Consider the following 16,434-nt stretch of genomic DNA (forward strand, 5'->3'; position numbering starts at 1 on the left):
CCTGGCGAAAGCCAGGACCCATACCGCGGAATCCATCGATTGCGTGCGGCCTCGGGTTCCGGGCAATCCTCGCCAAACCGCTCCCTGGGGTAATGGGTCCTGGCTTTCGCCAGGACGACTCCGGAGGTGCAGCCGCGCTAAGCTTGCGATGACAGCGTGAAGCGATACCCGCTCTCAGCGTGGCGACAGGAACGGGATGATCATCGGCACGCGGCGGCAATAGGCGCCGTAGGCGTCTTCGCCGAGCTCCTTGGACAGGAACACTTCTTCCATCCGACCCTTCTGCCACATGCCGAGCGAGATCAGGATGGCGCCGAGCATCGCCGTCACCGTGCCGACCGCGATGCCGGTCACCAGCATGCCGAGGATCAGGCCGGTGTAGATCGGATGACGCACGATGCCGTACGGGCCGGTGTCGATGACGCGGTGGTCTTGCTTGTGAGTGATGGTGTTGGACCAGAATTGTCCGAGATGCAGCCGTCCCCACCAGGTGAAGGAGATGCCGGCCAGCACGATCAGCGCCACGACGTAGACGGCTGTATTGCTGAACACCCAGAGCGGCTTCTCGCCGAGCACTTCGGCGGTCCACGGCGTGAACAGGATGCCGCCGACCAGGATCGGGATGCGATAGCGGCCGGACTCCAGCGTCATCACCTGCTTCTGGGTGCGGCCCTGCCAGAACGAGGCGCCGACCCAGCTTGCGAGCCAGGCAAGCCAGATCAGGGCGAGCAGTTGCGTCGGCCAGGTCGTGGTCCAACCACCCCAGGCGACAGAGAGAAGCTTGCTGAAATCGAAGGACATGCGGAAAGGTTCTTTGGGTTGGGCGGCAGCTCAGCTGGCGCGCGAGGAGAGCGCGTGATGCTCGATGGCGCCGGAGGCAAGCGCGCCGCCGCGGGCGAGAAGATGGGTGATGGTTTCGCGCAGGACCGGCTCGATCGGGCGCGGCGCGTAGCCGAGCTCGGTGCGCGCCTTGCCGATCGAGAGGTCGCTCGCGGCGAGCGCGATGCGCACGCCCTCGGCGGTGCCGTTGGGCGGCCGGCGCGTGATACGATCGGAGAGATATTCGAGCATGATGCCCGACAGCTCGGCCATTTTGCCGGGAACGACGACCGGGAATTGCCGCCGGCCGCTCATCGCCGACATCATCCGCAGAATCTGGCCGAGCCTGACGCAGTCGCCGCCGAGGATGTAGCGCTGGCCGTTACGCCCGCGTTCCATGGTCAGCACGAGACCCATGGCGACGTCGCGGACGTCGACGAGATTGACCGGGAAGTCGAGATGCGGCTGCACTTTCTTCTGCAGGAAGTACCACAGCATCGCGGTCGGCGGCGTCAGATTATGGTCGGCCGCACCGATCGGCATGGTCGGGGTGCCGATCACCAGCGGGAAGCCTGCGGCTGCGGCCTTCGCGGCGCAATGCTCCGCCAGCGATTTCGACCGCGTGTAGGCGCCCGGCATCGCCTCGGCCGGCTGCAGCGCCTCCTCGGCGGGAACACCGTTGAGGTCGGAATAGGGGAACAGGATCGATTCCGTCGAGCAGTGCAGGAAGCGCGAGACCCCGCGCTTCATCGCGGCCGCGAGCACGATTTCGGTGCCGCGGCAATTGACGTCGTGAAAGGCCTGCTTGTCGGCAACCCACATGCCGGGCAGGCCGGCGAGGTGATAGACCTGATCGACACCCGCAACCGCGGCATCGACCGCGGCGCCGTCCAGCACCGAGCCTTGGGCATATTCAACGTCGGCATAGGGCGTGGCAGGCGCACGGACATCGAGAACGCGCACCCGCTGCCCACGGGCGCGGAGCGCTTCTACAAGATGATGTCCGATGAAGCCGCTGCCACCGGTAACCAGTACGAGAGCCATGCAGTAGGTTTGCTGTTTCGCGTCTAGAACTATCGGGTTGAAAGGGAATTGGTCGGAGCAGGCGCCAGAATCGCGGCAAGGTCGCGACGGAAGCCCAATGCAATGAATAATTTTGCCATGACAAACATCGGTCCAAGCAGAAAATGCGTGGGGTGGTCGACCATCGACGGCTGTCGCTCCTCGAAAACCTTGTGGCCGACGATTTGCGACGCGACGCCAAGGCCGATCAGCACCGCAAAAATCGACCACATCATGACGATCGAGACCTGATTGCCGATCGCGGTTGCGACCGAAAGCAGCACGATCATCGCGGCGAGGATGCCGAGCCCGATCCCAGCGTCCAGCATCAGCCAGTAGGCCAGCACCGGCAGGGCAAGAACCACGGCCAGGCTGACCTCGATCCCGAACAGCGGGAAATGCACCAGCGTCAGCGGCAGCACGGCGCCGGTGAAGAGCAGGAGGATGCCGACCACGTGCATCGCGCAGTTCCAGGGATCGCGATGGTATTCGACGTAGTCGGCCAGCTGACGTTGAAAATAACTGGCCATCTCGGTCTCGTGTAGCATGGGGTCAGGCAGGGCGAAAAAAGCCTATAGCACCTGATAGGGCGGTGCACAAACCGGCGCGATTGTCGCGTGAAACCGCCCTGTTGCGCTGTGAGACAGGTCACAAAATGATCAAGACTTCAAAGGGTTCCGTCAGCCGCCGTGCCGCGTCCGCTCAGCGTTTCTTGGCGGGCTTTTTCGCCGCAGGCGCAGGTGTCGCAGCCGGATGCGCAGGCGCTTCCTCGGGTACCTTGGCGTAGGTCAGGATTTGCAACTGGGCGTTGGCGGCGGAGGTCGGCTTGGCCCGGTCGAGAAACTGCTCCTCGCCGAGGCCGATCGGATGCAGCCGCTTGGTCGAGATCTTGAACGTGTTCACCAGCACGTCGCGAATCGCGTCCGCCCGGCGCTGGCTCAGGATGGCGTTGGCCTCGCGCGTCTTCGCGTTGGATTCGACATGGCCGACGATCAGGAACGTGTAGGGCAGCAGCGAGGCATGGACCAGCGCGTCAGCGAGGCGCCCGACAGTCTGGTAGGACGCCGGCTGGATGATCGGCGTGTCGGCGTCGAACTGGATCTGCGCGGTGAAGGTCGGCAAATTGGCCAGATCAGGCGCGATCAGCGGCCGGTTCACCGGACCCGGATCGTTCTTGATCCTGGCCTTGGCCCGCTCCATCACCTGCAGCTTCAGCGCGGGAAGATCGATCTCGGCGGCTTGTTCGAAATGGTTGAGCTTGCCGACGATGTCGTCGCGGGTCGGCGGCGCCGTCTGCGCTTCGGCTGTGCCCGCGAGCAAAGCGAGGCCGAGCGCGATGCATATTCCGGCGTTGGAAAGCCTGTTCGCTGGCATCACCGATACCCCGCGTCGTCGACGGCCTTCAGGCAGTTGTTGCTGATGCCCTTGGGCGTCGAGACCAGGCAGGGGACCGCCTTGCTGGTCTCCTTGGTCGAGCCGCCGCAGACCTTGACGATCTCGCGCTGGCAGGCGTTCGCCACCGTGACGCGGGCCGCGACACGCTTCTGGATGGCATCGAAGGCGCCGAGATAGTCGCTCTGGCACTGCTGGGAGAGCACGTCGCGGTTGCGCGACAGGCACTCCTTCAGGCGGGTCGAATCCGGGTTGACGCCGCGGCAATTCGCGACGATTTCCGCACCGCAACTTTTCGCCAGCATCCCGATCGAGTCGCCAAAGCTCATGGTCTCCGCCGCTGCAAGCGACGGCATACCCAATGCCAGCAAGATCAGTGTGATGGAGCCCCGGACCATGGCCGCATCTGATACGGGGAAGTTCGCGGTGGTCAAGGGCTGTTCGGGCGAGAAGTGTCGAGAGTCCGACCAGTGCGGCGAACAGTCCTCACTCCGTGGCCTCAGTGAGGGGCGGCCATTCGATCAGGGCGACTGTGTGCTTCCCGAGCTCGTCGGCCACATCAGGGTCGGCCTTGAGCTCGTCCAATGTCCGCGGCGGGGGAAGCTGGCGGCCGTCCGCGACCAGTTCCTGTGCATAGAACGCGAGTGCCTCGGGCGCATTCTCCAGGGCCTCATCGACGTCGTCGCCGCCGGAAATGCAGCCGGGCAGGTCGGGAAACCACACGCCGACGGCTTCGTCCGGGCCGGCGTCCTGGATGATGGCGATGTAGTGCGGCATGCGGGCCTCACGCCCGCTGCACAAAGCTGTCCACGACCTTCTTCTCGCCGGCCTTGTCGAAGGCGATGGTGAGCTTGTTGCCGTCGATCCTGGTGACGCGGCCGTAGCCGAATTTCTGGTGGAAAACGCGGTCGGAGAGCGAGAATTCCGAGGTCGTGCCGGTGGATTTGGCCACCAACTCGCCCTCGATCGTCAGGGGCCCGCGGCGGCGCGAGGAGAAGCTGCCGAAATCGGGCGAGGACGACTGGGACGAAAACGACGAGGCCTGTTCCTCGAAGCTGCCGCGGCCGCCATTGCCGCCCCCGCCGCCGCCACGATTGCGATTGGCCTGGGCGCGCTGCCAGCCCGGGGTCGAATAGGTGGAGCCGAACGCTTCCATGTCGTCGAAGCGGGAGGCGCCGTAGCCGCCGGTGCCGCCCCAGGCGGAGCCGCCCTTGGATTCCGTGATCTCGACATTGGCCGCCGGCAGTTCGTCGAGGAAGCGCGACGGGATCGTGGTCGACCAGGTGCCATGGATCCGCCGGTTGGTGGCAAAATAGATCTTGGCGCGGCGGCGGGCGCGGGTCAGGCCGACATGGCCGAGCCGGCGCTCTTCCTCAAGTCCGGCGCGGCCCTGTTCGTCCAGCGTCCGTTGGCTCGGAAACAGGCCTTCTTCCCAGCCGGGCAGGAACACGTTGTCGAACTCCAGACCCTTGGCCGAATGCAGCGTCATCAGCGACACCGCGTCCTCATCGGCGCCGCTGTCGCGGTCCATCACCAGCGAGATGTGCTCCAAAAACCCTTGCAGGTTCTCGAACTCCTCCATCGAGCGCACCAGCTCCTTGAGGTTCTCGAGCCGGCCCGCGGCGTCCGCCGAGCGGTCCTTCTGCCACATCTCGGTGTAGCCGCTCTCGTCGAGCACGATCTGGGCGAGCTCCGTGTGCGACGTGACCTCGCGCTGGGCGCGCCAGCGGTCGAACTGGGCGACGACGTCGCGCAAGGAGCCGCGCGCCTTCGGCTTCAGCTCGTCGGTCTCGACCACCGCGCGCGCCGCCTCGAACAGCGGAATGCGGCGCTTGCGGGCGTGGTCGTGCAGCATCTGCACGGTGGCATCGCCCAAGCCGCGCTTGGGCGTGTTGACGATGCGCTCGAAGGCGAGGTCGTCGGCCGGTGAATTGATGACGCGCAGATAAGCCAGCGCATCGCGGATTTCGGCGCGCTCGTAGAAGCGCGGGCCGCCGATGACGCGATAGGGCAGGCCGAGCGTGACGAAGCGGTCTTCGAACTCGCGCATCTGGTAGGAGGCGCGCACGAGAATCGCGATCTCGTTGAGCTTGTCGCCCTGACGCTGGATCTGCTCGATCTCCTCGCCGATGCCGCGGGCTTCCTCTTCCGAATCCCACGAGCCCGTCACCGTGACCTTCTCGCCGTCATGGTCCTCGGTGCGCAGCGTCTTGCCGAGCCGGCCCTCGTTATGGGCGATCAAATGCGAGGCGGCGGCGAGGATGTGGCCGGTCGAGCGGTAGTTGCGCTCGAGGCGGATGACCTTGGCGCCGGGGAAATCATGGTCGAAGCGCAGGATGTTGTCGACCTCCGCGCCGCGCCAGCCATAGATCGACTGGTCGTCGTCGCCGACGCAGCAGATGTTCTTGACGTGTGTTTTTTCTTGCGCCGGAGGCGGCGCTTCATCGTCATTCTCGGCATCACTCGGCGGAGACTCGATGGCTTGCCGGGGCAAGCCGGGCAATGACGGATTGGACGATGGCGCCTGCGAGAGCAGCCGCAGCCATAGATATTGCGCGACGTTGGTGTCTTGATACTCATCGACCAGGATGAATTTGAAGCGCTGCTGGTACTGCCGCAAGATATCCGGGTGCTCGCGGAAGATGCGGATGTCCTCGAGCAGCAGATCGCCGAAATCGGCGGCGTTCAAAATCTTCAACCGCTCCTGGTAGCTCGCATAGAGCTTGCCGCCCTTGCCGTTGGCGAAGACGGCGGCTTCGCCCGACGGCACCTGCGACGGTGTCAGGCCGCGGTTCTTCCAGCCGTCAATCAGGCCGGCGAGCATACGCGCGGGCCAGCGCTTGTCGTCGATGTTGTCGGCTTGCAGGAGCTGCTTCAACAGCCGCACCTGATCGTCGACGTCGAGCACGGTGAAGTTCGACTTGAGCTGCGCCAGCTCGGCGTGGGTGCGCAGGATACGCCCGCCGATGGAGTGGAAGGTGCCGAGCCACGGCATGCCTTCGACCGCATGGCCGAGCATCTGGCCGAGCCGGTGCTTCATCTCCCGCGCGGCCTTGTTGGTGAAGGTCACTGACAGGATTTCGGAGGGGCGGGCGCGGCCCTGGCTCAGGATATGGGCGATGCGCGTGGTCAGCACGCGGGTCTTGCCGGTGCCGGCGCCGGCCAGCACCAGAACCGGGCCATCCAGCGTCTCCACAGCCTCGCGCTGCTCCGGATTGAGCCCGGACAGGTATTGCGGGCCCACCGAGGCGCGCGCACGCGCGGCAATGCCGCCGGCTGCGGGCTGGTGGTCGGGGACACTCTGGGACGTGATCTTGCTCGGCTCGGTCATGCGAATCATTTGCCCCACGTTGGCACCGCGGGGTGGTGAAAGGGGAGCCTTCTTAACAGGGATTGGTCCCTATATGGGGCCGCGGACGGGGGTTTTCCACGTGCGCGGAAAGCCAATTTGTTCCTGCGGGTCAGGCGAATTTCCGACCCCAGCGGCCCGGAACCATTGTTCCGAGTCGGCGATTGGTTCTGCAAGTGAGGCGCGTCAGCCGCGCCGATCGCAGACAGACATCGAAACAGAGGTTCGGATCATGCTTAGCTGGGTAGTTACGTTTCTGGTTATCGCCCTGATCGCCGGTATTCTGGGCTTTGGCGGCCTCGCCGGCGCGTCGATCGAAATCGCCAAGATCATCTTCTTCATCGCGGTCGTGCTGTTCCTGGTCTCGGCCGTTGTCGGTCTGGCCCGCGGCCGCACCAGGGTTTAGCGCGGTCTGATTTGGTGCATGATCTTGCCGGAAACCGCTTCGCACTTTTCCGGATCATGCACTACCGCTTCGAGGGCATCGCCACGTTCCGGCCGATGCCCTCGGGTCGCGGCACGCCGCTATGAGCCTTGACCACCGCCGCAATGCGCTCACGGATGTCCGCTGGAAAGGCCGCCACCTTTCGTGAGCCCATGTCGATGTGAAGCGACATGTTTTCGGAGGTCGCAGACAACCAGCCTTCGGTGGCGTGTCGCAGCTCCTGGAACGTGTGCAGCCGCTTGTCGTCGGCCTCCAGCAGCCAGACCGAGACCTGCACGGGATCGCCGAGGTGGATTTCGCGCAAATACCGCACGTGGCATTCGGCAGTGAAGGTCGAGCCGCCGCGCTCCTTCATGTAGCCCGGACCGATCCCGAGCGTCAGCCACATCTGGTCGATCGCACGGTCGAACATCACGTTGTAATAGGCCATGTTGAGGTGGCCGTTGTAGTCGATCCATTGCGGCTCGATCTGCATGATCGACGCGCGGAACGGTGCGCCCTCGATCGTTGTGGCAGCAGTCTGCGGCATGTGTCCTTCCCCAGCTATGCGTCCGGTCGCTTGACTTGACCGGTGAGATGTCCTTTGCCACGGTTCGTCTCGTCGGGAGGAACGTCCGTGGGTACGACCATCACCAATAATCCGCCGCGGCCGGCGCCGAAAGCCCTCGCGAGCGCGCTGGAGCAGCTTGCCGCGCGGTTCGGCAACCGCCTCATTACCTCGCAGGCCGTCCGCGAGCAGCACGGCCATACCACCACATGGATCGTGAACCAGCCGCCGGACGGCGTGGTGATGGCGCAGGAGACCGCCGACATCCAGGACGTGGTGCGGATCTGCGCGAAAAACGGCGTGCCCGTCATCGCCTTCGGCACCGGCACCTCGCTAGAGGGCCAGGTCAACGCACCCGCCGGCGGCATCTGCATCGACCTGCGCGACATGAACAAGGTGCTCGTGGTGCATGCCGAGGACCTCGACTGCGTGATCCAGCCCGGCGTCACCCGCAAGGCGCTCAACGAGCATCTGCGCGACCAAGGCCTGTTCTTCCCGATCGACCCCGGCGCGGACGCTTCCCTCGGCGGCATGGCCTCGACCCGCGCCTCCGGCACCAACGCGGTGCGCTACGGCACCATGCGCGACAGTGTGCTGGCGCTGAAAGTGGTCCGCGGCGACGGCGAGATCATCACGACCGGCACGCGTGCGAAGAAATCATCCGCCGGCTACGACCTGACGCATCTGTTCGTCGGCGCCGAGGGCACGCTCGGCATCATCTCGGAACTGACCATCCGCCTGCGCGGCATCCCCGATACGATCGCGGCCGGTGCGGTGTCGTTCGAGACCGTGCACGGGGCGTGTCAGGCCGTGATCCTGGCGATCCAGACCGGCATTCCCGTGGCGCGCATCGAGCTGCTCAACGCGGCGCAGGTGCGGGCCTGCAACGCCTATTCGAAGTTGACGCTGCCGGAAACGCCGCTGCTGCTGATGGAATTCCACGGCAGCGAGATCGAGGTCGGCGAACAGTCCAAGGCTTTCGGCGAGATCGCAAAGGACTGTGGCGGCGGCGATTTCTCCTGGACCACCAAGCCGGAGGATCGCACAAAATTGTGGCAGGCGCGGCACGACGCCTATTGGTCGGTGAAGGCGCTGCGGCCGGGCGACAGCATCGGTGTGGTCGCGACCGACGTCTGCGTGCCGATTTCGCGGCTTGCCGAATGCGTCGGCGAGACCGAGGAAGATCTCAAGCGTCTCAACCTGTTGTCGCCGATCGTCGGCCATGTCGGTGACGGCAATTTCCACTGTTCGCTGGTCTGCGACACCAACGATGCCGACGAGATGGCGCGCGGCGAAGAGTTCATGCATCGGCTGGTCGAGCGCGCGCAGGCGATGGACGGCACCTGCACCGGCGAGCACGGCATCGGCCAGGGCAAGCAGAAATATCTCAAGGCGGAGCTCGGCCCCGAGGCGATCGACGCGATGCGGGCACTGAAGAAGGCGCTCGATCCGCAGAACATCTTCAACCCCGGCAAGATCGTACCTGAGGCGTAGCGCGCGGCGTGGCCGCCGTTTATGCTCGCTCCCTCACCACGGAGCAGGCAATGCAGTGGTTCGCCCGCAAGACGCGCCGGGACATCTGGGACGAGGCGATCGAACGGCCGCTCGGCGACATCGAGGCCGCCGAGCGTATCCGCGCGATCTGTGACGCCGCCGCGGCGAGCGCGGCAGGGTCCGCGCGCAGCGACAAGCGCGAGAGCGAGCGTTACGAGCGCGCGGCGAAAGTCGCGATGGAAATCGCGATGAAGATCTCGGATGGGCTGATGCGCGACGACGCAGTGCGTCGCATCGTCGATCTCTGCATGACAGCGAACGACCTCAAGACGGCGCAAATCCTGTTTCGCGCGATCCATGCCAGCTGGATCCGCGAAACGGTGCAGCGGGATCATCCGACATTGGCGCAGTGAGCGGTGCGCTCCCACCCCCGCTTGCGGGGAGGGTCGGGGAGAGGGTGTCTCCGCAACGGGACAATCCCCAAGGGGACAAAGCCCTCACCCGGCGCTCCGCGCCGACCTCTCCCGCAAGCGGGAGAGGTTACAGCGAGTTCGCGGCTCGACCTGCGCGAACCAAAGCTGTTCCTATTTCGCCAGCTTGCGCACGGCCTCGTCGACACTGTGGAAGACGTTCTCCCGGGGCAGGGCCTCGAACAGCCTGAACCGCTCGAATGCGTCCTGCGCACGCACCGATTCCAGCCGGGCCAGCGCGACCGTGACGCCCTGTTCACTGCAAGCCCTGAAGACGTCGAGCAGGATCTGCGCGGCAGTGAAGTCGATCTCGACCATGCCGCTCGCCTCCAGCACCAGCAGCTGCGGCGGCGTTGCGCCGAGCACCTTGGTCACGTCGCTGCGAAAGCCGGGCGCGTTGAGGAACGACAGCGGCGCCTGCAGCCCGATCACGGCGACACCGGCGATGCGCTCGCCGGCGATGTGGGGATGCGCCGGCCACCAGATCGTGGTGCCCGGCACGCGCTCGAACTCGACCAGCCGCGCGCGCGTCGTGCTCCAGATGCCGTGCAGCAGCGACAGCACGATGCCGAGGAACGCGCCTTGCTGGATCGGCAGCACGATGATCAGCGCGGCGGTGGCGGCGATCAGAAGGAATTCGCTTGGGGATTGGCGATAGATCGTGGCGATCTGCTTCACGCGGATGATGCGCAACGCGACGAACAGCAGGATGCCGCCGAGGGCCGCGTCCGGAACGTGCTGCAGCAATCCCGTTCCAAACGCGAGCAGCGCCAGCACGATGACAGCGGCCGCAAGGCCCGCGAGCTGCGATTGTCCCCCGGTCTCGGCGACAATGCCCGTCCGCGGCGGGCTGGCATTGACTGGAAACGCGCCGAACAGGCCCGACAGCACGCTGCCGGCGCCCGCGCCGAGAAAATCGCGATCGACATCGGCCGGCTTGTCGGGATCGGACGGGAACGAGCGCGTCGTCGCCGCGGTCTGCACCATCACCACGACCGTGATGACAAAGGCGAGCGGCACGAGGCGGACCCATTGCTCCGGTGCAAGCTCGGGGAAGGTCGGCCGCGGCAGCGTCCCCGGCACGGCGCCTACGACATTGACGCCCTTGCTCTCGAGGCCGAGCACGATCGTGGCCAGGGTCGCGGCGACGAGCCCGATCAGCGCGCCCGGAATTTTTGCGCTGATCTTCTCGGCCAGGAAGACCACGGCCAGCACACCGAAGCCGATGCACAGCGTGAAGGGATTGGTGCGGCCGAGCTCGCTTGCGAGCACGCCGATGCGATCGAGCGTCGGCCCGTTCGGCGAGTCCAGACCCAGCACGCCCGGCAATTGCGAGACGATGATGTGGACGGAGATGCCGGCGAGGAAGCCGACCATGACGGGCACGGACAAGAGATTGGCGATGCCGCCGAGGCGGAAGGCGCCGCCGGCCAGCATCATCGCACCGACCATCAGCGCCAGCGCGATCGCGAGGCCCTGATACTCAGGCGAGCCGGCAGCGGCCAGCGCCGCCAGTCCGCCGGCGAAGATCGGCGTGATCGTGGAATCGGCGCCGCACGACAGGAAGCGGTTGCCGCCGAGCATGGCAAAGCCGAGCGAACCCGCCATGAAGGCGAAGAAGCCGATCTGCGGCGCGAAGCCGCCGAGCCGTGCGGTCGCCATCTGCTCGGGAATCGCGATCGCGGCCAGCGTCAGGCCGGCCATCAAATCGCCCGGCAGCGAATAGGACGCGAGTGAGCGAAACAGCGGCCAAGCTGGCTTGGCGTGAGCGTCGTGCGGCATCGATGTGGAGTCCCCGGAAAGGCTGGCGTCAGTCGGTTAGACTACAGCATTTCCGTATCGGGAAGCAGCAGACGCAGTTTATCTCCATCCGTCGTCATTGCGAGCGCAGCGACTTGTCCGCCGAAGCTTTAGCGAAGGCGGAAGCAATCCGGCATCCCCTCCGCGGGAAAGACTCTGGATTGCTTCGCTGCGCCCGCAATGACGGAGGACAGATTTGTCCTCCGTATTGCGAGAGGTCGTCTCAGTAACGGCCGCGGTCGTTGTGATAGTCGCCGCCGCGGCCGCCGCCCATACCCATGCCGATTCCGACACCAATTCCGATGCCTTGCATGATGGCGCCGGGCGGCGGGCCGCGATCCGGCGGCGGCGCGCGCTCGTAGATCACCTCATCAGGCGGCGGCCGGCGCGGCCTGGGCGGCGTGTCGACGACCTTGCGCTTCGGCGGCGTGTCGTCGACGCGCTTCTTGATCACGGGAGCGACCGCCGGGTTGACCGGCGAGGCCGGAGCTGTGGGCGTCGAGCACGGGCAGGTCGGGGCCATTGCGACGGCGACCGGGGCAGGAGCGGCCGCGACCACAGCAGGCAAGACGTAGTTGCGGTTCTGTACGCGGAGCAGCAGCCTGCGTGCGGTCGCAGCCAGATCGCTGTTGTCCCAGTTCGCCAGATAAGCCTCGAACGAGGCGCGGGTGTTGATCGCGGTGGCGCGCTCCCACGCCAGCATCTGGCGCCGGCGCTCCACAATCGTGCGCAGCCGCGGCGTACGGGTGTCCTGAGCATACAACTCGATATAGGCCTGATAAGCCGGCACGGTGTCGTCGGTGATCACCATCTCATAGGCGACCATGGCCGGCTTGCCCTGCAAGTCCTTGCGCCAGTCCTCGAGGCTGCGCGTGCCGCTCGCAAGTGCCATGGAGGATGCGCCAGGAAGCGCAGCCTGACTGCCGCTGCTGTCGCCGCCGAAGAACTTGAAGTCGGTCGTCAGCGACGAGCTTTCCCAGGGGATCTGGCGTCCGTCGGTCGATTGCGCCACGGCGACGCGAATGCGCTTGAACACTTCTTCGATCGGCAGATTGGGCTGCTTGGCGACGGTCAGCGCCGCGGTGGTGTAGGGACTGTCGATGCCGGAGCCATCCTCGGCTTCGGAGCCCGGCGAGGTCGAATAGGAAATGAAGGAGCCCGGCGCGCCGGCCTTGGTGTCGACGATCGCAAGCCCGTGTCCGGCGCCGCTCAGCGCCGGGAACGGATTGTTGCGGCAGGCATCGAGCATGAAGATGCGGGCTCGTGTCGGCAGCGCGCCGAGCGTGTTGAGCAAATCGTTGAGCCGTACGCCCTGCAGCGGAATGTCGGCTTCGCGCTTGGGGTCGAGATCGACGGGAACGAGATAGTTTTCGCCGTCGATCTGCAGGCCGTGGCCGGCATAGAACACCAGCGCGACGGTGTCGGCGCCGCTGGCGCTGACCTTGCCGGCGAAATCCGAGATCGCCTGACGCATGTCGTTCTGCGCCAGATTGGATGCCGTGGTGACGGTGAAGCCGGCATTGCCGAGCAGCTCCGTCATGCCCTTGGCGTCGTTGGCTGCGTTGGGCAGTTCCGGCACGGTGCGATAGGCCGATTGACCGATCACGAGTGCGAGCCGTGCTTCGGCCGCGGCCTCCGTCGGAATCGTCAATTGCGTGAGCGCGAGAAGACCGGATGCAAGAAACAAACTGCGAAGAACTGGACGGCGCATGGTGTCACCTCCATCGGCAATGCGCGCGATGATGTCACCTTTTTTAGGTGGCCGCCATGCGTCTGTCTGTGCACTGGATCACGGTTGAGCTGCGGCAAAATGGGGCGGGAGGTCTGTCAGAGCCAGTGCGGCATCGTTCTGGCTCCATCCATGTGAATTGCGCATTGATCCATGCGCCAATTAGATTGATGCCCAATGCTGCGCGAAAGCATCTTCTCGCACATCGGGTCCATGCCGATCTGATCGAGAATCCCGCAAAAAACATGGCTGTTTCGCCGCGCGCGGATGCCGTCGATCTTCGCGACGCGCCGCTTTGCGGCGGCTGGCCGCAAGCCTTGCCTGCGCCGCCGCTTTGGCCATACAGTCCGCGCAACGGGCTGCGGCAACGACCGTAGCTCGAAAAATAATAATTGGGGAGAAACCGCATTATGTCCATCGTGCCCGTGAACCGTCGCGCGTTCATCAAGTCGTCGACGGGACTTGCCGCCGGCCTCGTGTTCTCCCCCGCACTCATCGGCCGCGCCGAAGCCGCGACCTTGAAGCTGAAATGCTCCTCCTCGCTGCCGAACGATCCCAAATTCGCCAACGGCCGCGTCTATTACGACAATCTCGTGAAGAACCTGAAGGCGAACGGCCTCGGTGAGCAGGTCGAGGTCGCGTTCTTTCCCGACAACCAATTGGGTCAGGAAATCGACGTCATCAACTCGGTGAAGCTCGGCGTCATCGACCTCATGGTATCGGGCTCGTCGATCTCGGCCAATCTGGTGCCGCTGGTCGGCACCTACGACCTCGGCTTTCTGTTCTCGAGCTTTCCGCAGCAGACCAAGGCGTTCGACGCCGGCGCCGCCAAGCCGATCGAGGACGCGCTGCTCAAGGGCAGCAACATCCGCATCATCGCCTGGGCCTATAATTTCGGCTCACGCAGCGTACTTGCGAGGAAGCCCGTGAAGACGCCGGAAGATCTCGCCGGTCTCAAGATCCGCACCTTGCCCAATCCCGTCATCACGGAATGCCTGCGCCTGATGGGCGCCGCCGCGACGCCGCTGGCTTTCGGCGAAATCTACACGGCATTGCAGGCCGGCGTGCTGGACGGGCTGGAGCACGATCCGCCGACCATCCTGGCGAGCAAGTTCTTCGAAACGGCGAAATTCTATTCACTGACGCAGCACAATTTCTCGCCGCTCGCGATCTATTTCAGCGACACGACCTACAATCGCATGGATCCGAAGCTGCGCGAGGGTTTCCTGGATGCCGCGAAGAAGGCTGCGGCCGACACGCGCACCCACGGGCTCGCGGTCGAGAAGGAGGCGTTGTCGGCTTTGACCGAAAAGGGCGTGACGGTGGCCGAATGCGACCGCGAGGCGTTCAAGAAGCGCGTCGCGCCGCAGATCGAGAACTTCATCAAGGCGCGGCCGGACTCCAAGGCCGTCATCGACATCATCCGCGCCACGCAGGCCTGACGTGGCAATGACAGCTGCCGTACCTCTCTCGGGCGGCCGCCACGGGAGTATCGCCCTGCTGCTTCGCGTCAGCGACGCGATCGCGGCCATTTTGCTGGCCGCGGATCTCCTCGTCGTCTGCGGTTCCGTGCTGCTGCGCTTCTGCTTCAACGCGCCGGTGGAGTGGTCCGACGACGTCGCACGCGGACTGATGGTCGGCTCGGCCTTCTTCGGCGCGGCGAGTGCGCTCGCGCGCGGCGAGAATGTCGGCGTCTCCTTCTTCCGCGACCTGGCTCCGGTACGGTTGCGCGCGCTGGTCGATGCCGCAAGTGCGCTGCTGGTGGTGCTGATCTCGGGCTACGTCGCCTACAATTCCATCAAGCTCGGTTCGCTGACGGCGGGCCAGACCACCGGGTCGGGCCTGCCGCTGGAGCTGACCTTCTACCCGATGGGCGCCGGCGCGCTGTTGATGACGGTGTTCGCGATCGACCAGCTCTGCGCCAGGCCGCTCCCTGACATCGTCAGAGGCCTCATCGCGATTGCCGTCGTGACCGGCCTCTATCTCGCCTGGGATTATCTGTCGCCCGCCACGGTGCCGTCGGCGGGAACGCTTATGCTGATCGGTTTCTTCGCGACGTTGGTCGGCGGGTTGCCGATCGGCTTTGCGCTGGCGCTGGCCGCGCTGATCTTCATCTGGGTCGAGGGCGCACTGCCCGGCGTGATCTTCGCCCAGCAGATGGCGCGCGGCATCGACAATTTCGTGCTGCTCGCGATCCCGTTCTTCATTCTCGTCGGCTACCTCATGGAAGCCAACGGCATGTCGGTGCGGCTGATCGAGCTGTTGCAGCGCGGGGTCGGGCGCATGCGCGGCGGCCTCAACGTCGTGATGGTGGCCTCTATGGTGCTGTTCTCCGGCATCTCCGGCTCGAAGATGGCCGATGTCGCCGCTGTCGGCTCCGTGCTGATTCCGGCCGCACGCCGCTCCAGGCAGAACCCGGGCGGCGCCGTGGCGCTGCTCGCAGCCTCCGCAGTGATGGCGGAGACCATTCCGCCCTGCATCAATTTGATCATCCTGGGCTTCGTCGCGAATTTGTCGATCGGCGGCCTGTTCGTCGCAGGGCTGTTGCCGGCGGCGCTGATGGCGCTGGCCTTGATCGCCGTCTCCATCATCTTCGGCAAGACTCCAACTGAGACTCCAACTGAGACTCCGGTTGATGCCGAGGACATGGCGCCGCAGATGCCGGTGTCGGGCCTGTGGAGCGGCGCGATCGCCTCGTTCGGCCTGATCTTCATGATCTTCTTCGGCTTCAAGAGCGGCTTTGCCACCGCGACGGAAATCTCGGCCTTTGCCGTGGCCTATGCGCTCGTCGTCGGCAGTGTCGTGTTTCGCGAGCTCAGCTTCACATCGGCCGCGCACAGTTTTGTGCAGGGGGCGACGCGCGCGGGGCTCGTGCTGTTCATCGTCGCGGCGGCGCAATCGCTGGCTTTCACGCTGACCCTGCAGCAGGTGCCGCATGCGGTCGGCGATTTCATGCTGGGATTGTCCAAGACCTCTGGCACCTGGCTGTTCATCCTGCTCGCGATCGGCGTGCTGATCGTGATGGGCTCGGTGCTGGAGGGCGCGGCCGCGCTGATCATCTTCGGGCCGCTGCTGCTGCCGGTGGCCGTGCAGCTCGGTATCGATCCCCTGCATTTCGGCGTGGTGCTCGTGATCGCGATGGGCATCGGCCTGTTCGCGCCGCCGCTCGGGCTCGGGCTTTACGGCGCCTGCCTGATCGGCAACGTGCCGATCGAGCAGACGGTGAAGCCGATCATGGGCTATCTCGGCCTGTTGTTCCTTTGCCTGCTCGTGATCGCGTTCGTGCCATGGCTCAGCACGGCATTGCCGCGCGCGTTCGGCTATTGA

At 65.2% G+C, this 16,434-nt stretch carries 16 protein-coding genes; 6 read left to right on the top strand and 10 right to left on the bottom strand.

Going from position 1 to position 16,434, the window contains the following annotated elements; genetic code table 11:
* Positions 1–174: 174 nt before the first annotated feature.
* The 7 genes from AC0L3C_RS13670 to AC0L3C_RS13700 all read right to left on the bottom strand — a co-directional run bounded on the left by AC0L3C_RS13670 (position 175) and on the right by AC0L3C_RS13700 (position 6,613).
* The gene (locus AC0L3C_RS13670; RefSeq protein ID WP_007600907.1) at positions 175–801 is read right to left on the bottom strand and encodes a methyltransferase family protein; all 627 of its coding nucleotides are present in this window, start codon (positions 799–801) and stop codon (positions 175–177) included.
* Positions 802–831: 30 nt separating this feature from the next.
* Positions 832–1,863: an NAD-dependent epimerase/dehydratase family protein gene (locus AC0L3C_RS13675; protein WP_473408222.1), complete on the bottom strand. Its 1,032-nt coding sequence runs from the start codon at positions 1,861–1,863 to the stop codon at positions 832–834.
* A 29-nt stretch (positions 1,864–1,892) separates the two neighbouring features.
* Positions 1,893–2,429, bottom strand: coding sequence for an Mpo1 family 2-hydroxy fatty acid dioxygenase (locus tag AC0L3C_RS13680; RefSeq protein WP_473408223.1), 537 nt, complete (start codon positions 2,427–2,429; stop codon positions 1,893–1,895).
* Between the two features lie 154 nt (positions 2,430–2,583).
* Positions 2,584–3,255 carry an OmpA family protein gene (locus tag AC0L3C_RS13685; RefSeq protein WP_473408224.1) on the bottom strand — a complete coding sequence of 224 codons (672 nt, stop codon included), beginning with the start codon at positions 3,253–3,255 and terminating at the stop codon, positions 2,584–2,586.
* Entirely contained in the window at positions 3,255–3,671 is a 417-nt protein-coding gene (locus AC0L3C_RS13690) for a hypothetical protein (RefSeq protein ID WP_473260640.1), read from the bottom strand. The genes AC0L3C_RS13685 and AC0L3C_RS13690 overlap by 1 nt, the downstream gene beginning before the upstream one ends.
* An 88-nt stretch (positions 3,672–3,759) precedes the next feature.
* Positions 3,760–4,050 carry a type II toxin-antitoxin system HicB family antitoxin gene (locus tag AC0L3C_RS13695; RefSeq protein ID WP_473279052.1) on the bottom strand — a complete coding sequence of 97 codons (291 nt, stop codon included), beginning with the start codon at positions 4,048–4,050 and terminating at the stop codon, positions 3,760–3,762.
* 7 nt (positions 4,051–4,057) lie between these two features.
* Positions 4,058–6,613, bottom strand: coding sequence for an ATP-dependent helicase (locus tag AC0L3C_RS13700; RefSeq protein WP_473279053.1), 2,556 nt, complete (start codon positions 6,611–6,613; stop codon positions 4,058–4,060).
* Between the two features lie 241 nt (positions 6,614–6,854).
* Here AC0L3C_RS13700 and AC0L3C_RS13705 point away from each other — a divergent pair, with 241 nt between their 5' ends.
* Positions 6,855–7,028 (top strand): DUF1328 domain-containing protein, encoded by a 174-nt coding sequence (locus AC0L3C_RS13705; protein ID WP_007613448.1) that lies wholly within the window; start codon positions 6,855–6,857, stop codon positions 7,026–7,028.
* A 61-nt stretch (positions 7,029–7,089) separates the two neighbouring features.
* On the opposite strand, the gene AC0L3C_RS13710 is transcribed toward AC0L3C_RS13705, so the two are convergent.
* Complete coding sequence (locus AC0L3C_RS13710; RefSeq protein WP_473408225.1) at positions 7,090–7,596, bottom strand: thioesterase family protein; 507 nt, start codon at positions 7,594–7,596, stop codon at positions 7,090–7,092.
* 87 nt (positions 7,597–7,683) lie between these two features.
* Here AC0L3C_RS13710 and AC0L3C_RS13715 point away from each other — a divergent pair, with 87 nt between their 5' ends.
* On the top strand, positions 7,684–9,108 hold the full coding sequence (locus AC0L3C_RS13715) for an FAD-binding oxidoreductase (protein ID WP_473408226.1): 1,425 nt from the start codon (positions 7,684–7,686) through the stop codon (positions 9,106–9,108).
* Between the two features lie 50 nt (positions 9,109–9,158).
* Positions 9,159–9,521 (top strand): hypothetical protein, encoded by a 363-nt coding sequence (locus AC0L3C_RS13720; protein ID WP_473260631.1) that lies wholly within the window; start codon positions 9,159–9,161, stop codon positions 9,519–9,521.
* Between the two features lie 171 nt (positions 9,522–9,692).
* On the opposite strand, the gene AC0L3C_RS13725 is transcribed toward AC0L3C_RS13720, so the two are convergent.
* Complete coding sequence (locus AC0L3C_RS13725; RefSeq protein ID WP_473408227.1) at positions 9,693–11,360, bottom strand: SulP family inorganic anion transporter; 1,668 nt, start codon at positions 11,358–11,360, stop codon at positions 9,693–9,695.
* Positions 11,361–11,601: 241 nt separating this feature from the next.
* On the bottom strand, positions 11,602–13,089 hold the full coding sequence (locus tag AC0L3C_RS13730) for a caspase family protein (RefSeq protein ID WP_473408228.1): 1,488 nt from the start codon (positions 13,087–13,089) through the stop codon (positions 11,602–11,604).
* 56 nt (positions 13,090–13,145) lie between these two features.
* Between AC0L3C_RS13730 and AC0L3C_RS13735 the strand changes: the two genes are divergently transcribed.
* From AC0L3C_RS13735 to AC0L3C_RS13745, 3 genes are read left to right on the top strand one after another with little or no spacing between them, the layout of a single operon-like run.
* On the top strand, positions 13,146–13,484 hold the full coding sequence (locus tag AC0L3C_RS13735; RefSeq protein ID WP_473279058.1) for a hypothetical protein: 339 nt from the start codon (positions 13,146–13,148) through the stop codon (positions 13,482–13,484).
* Between the two features lie 33 nt (positions 13,485–13,517).
* Complete coding sequence (locus AC0L3C_RS13740; RefSeq protein ID WP_473260621.1) at positions 13,518–14,549, top strand: TRAP transporter substrate-binding protein; 1,032 nt, start codon at positions 13,518–13,520, stop codon at positions 14,547–14,549.
* A gap of 7 nt (positions 14,550–14,556) precedes the next feature.
* The gene (locus AC0L3C_RS13745) at positions 14,557–16,434 is read left to right on the top strand and encodes a TRAP transporter large permease (RefSeq protein WP_473279059.1); all 1,878 of its coding nucleotides are present in this window, start codon (positions 14,557–14,559) and stop codon (positions 16,432–16,434) included.

This window comes from Bradyrhizobium sp. WSM4872, from assembly GCF_055811715.1.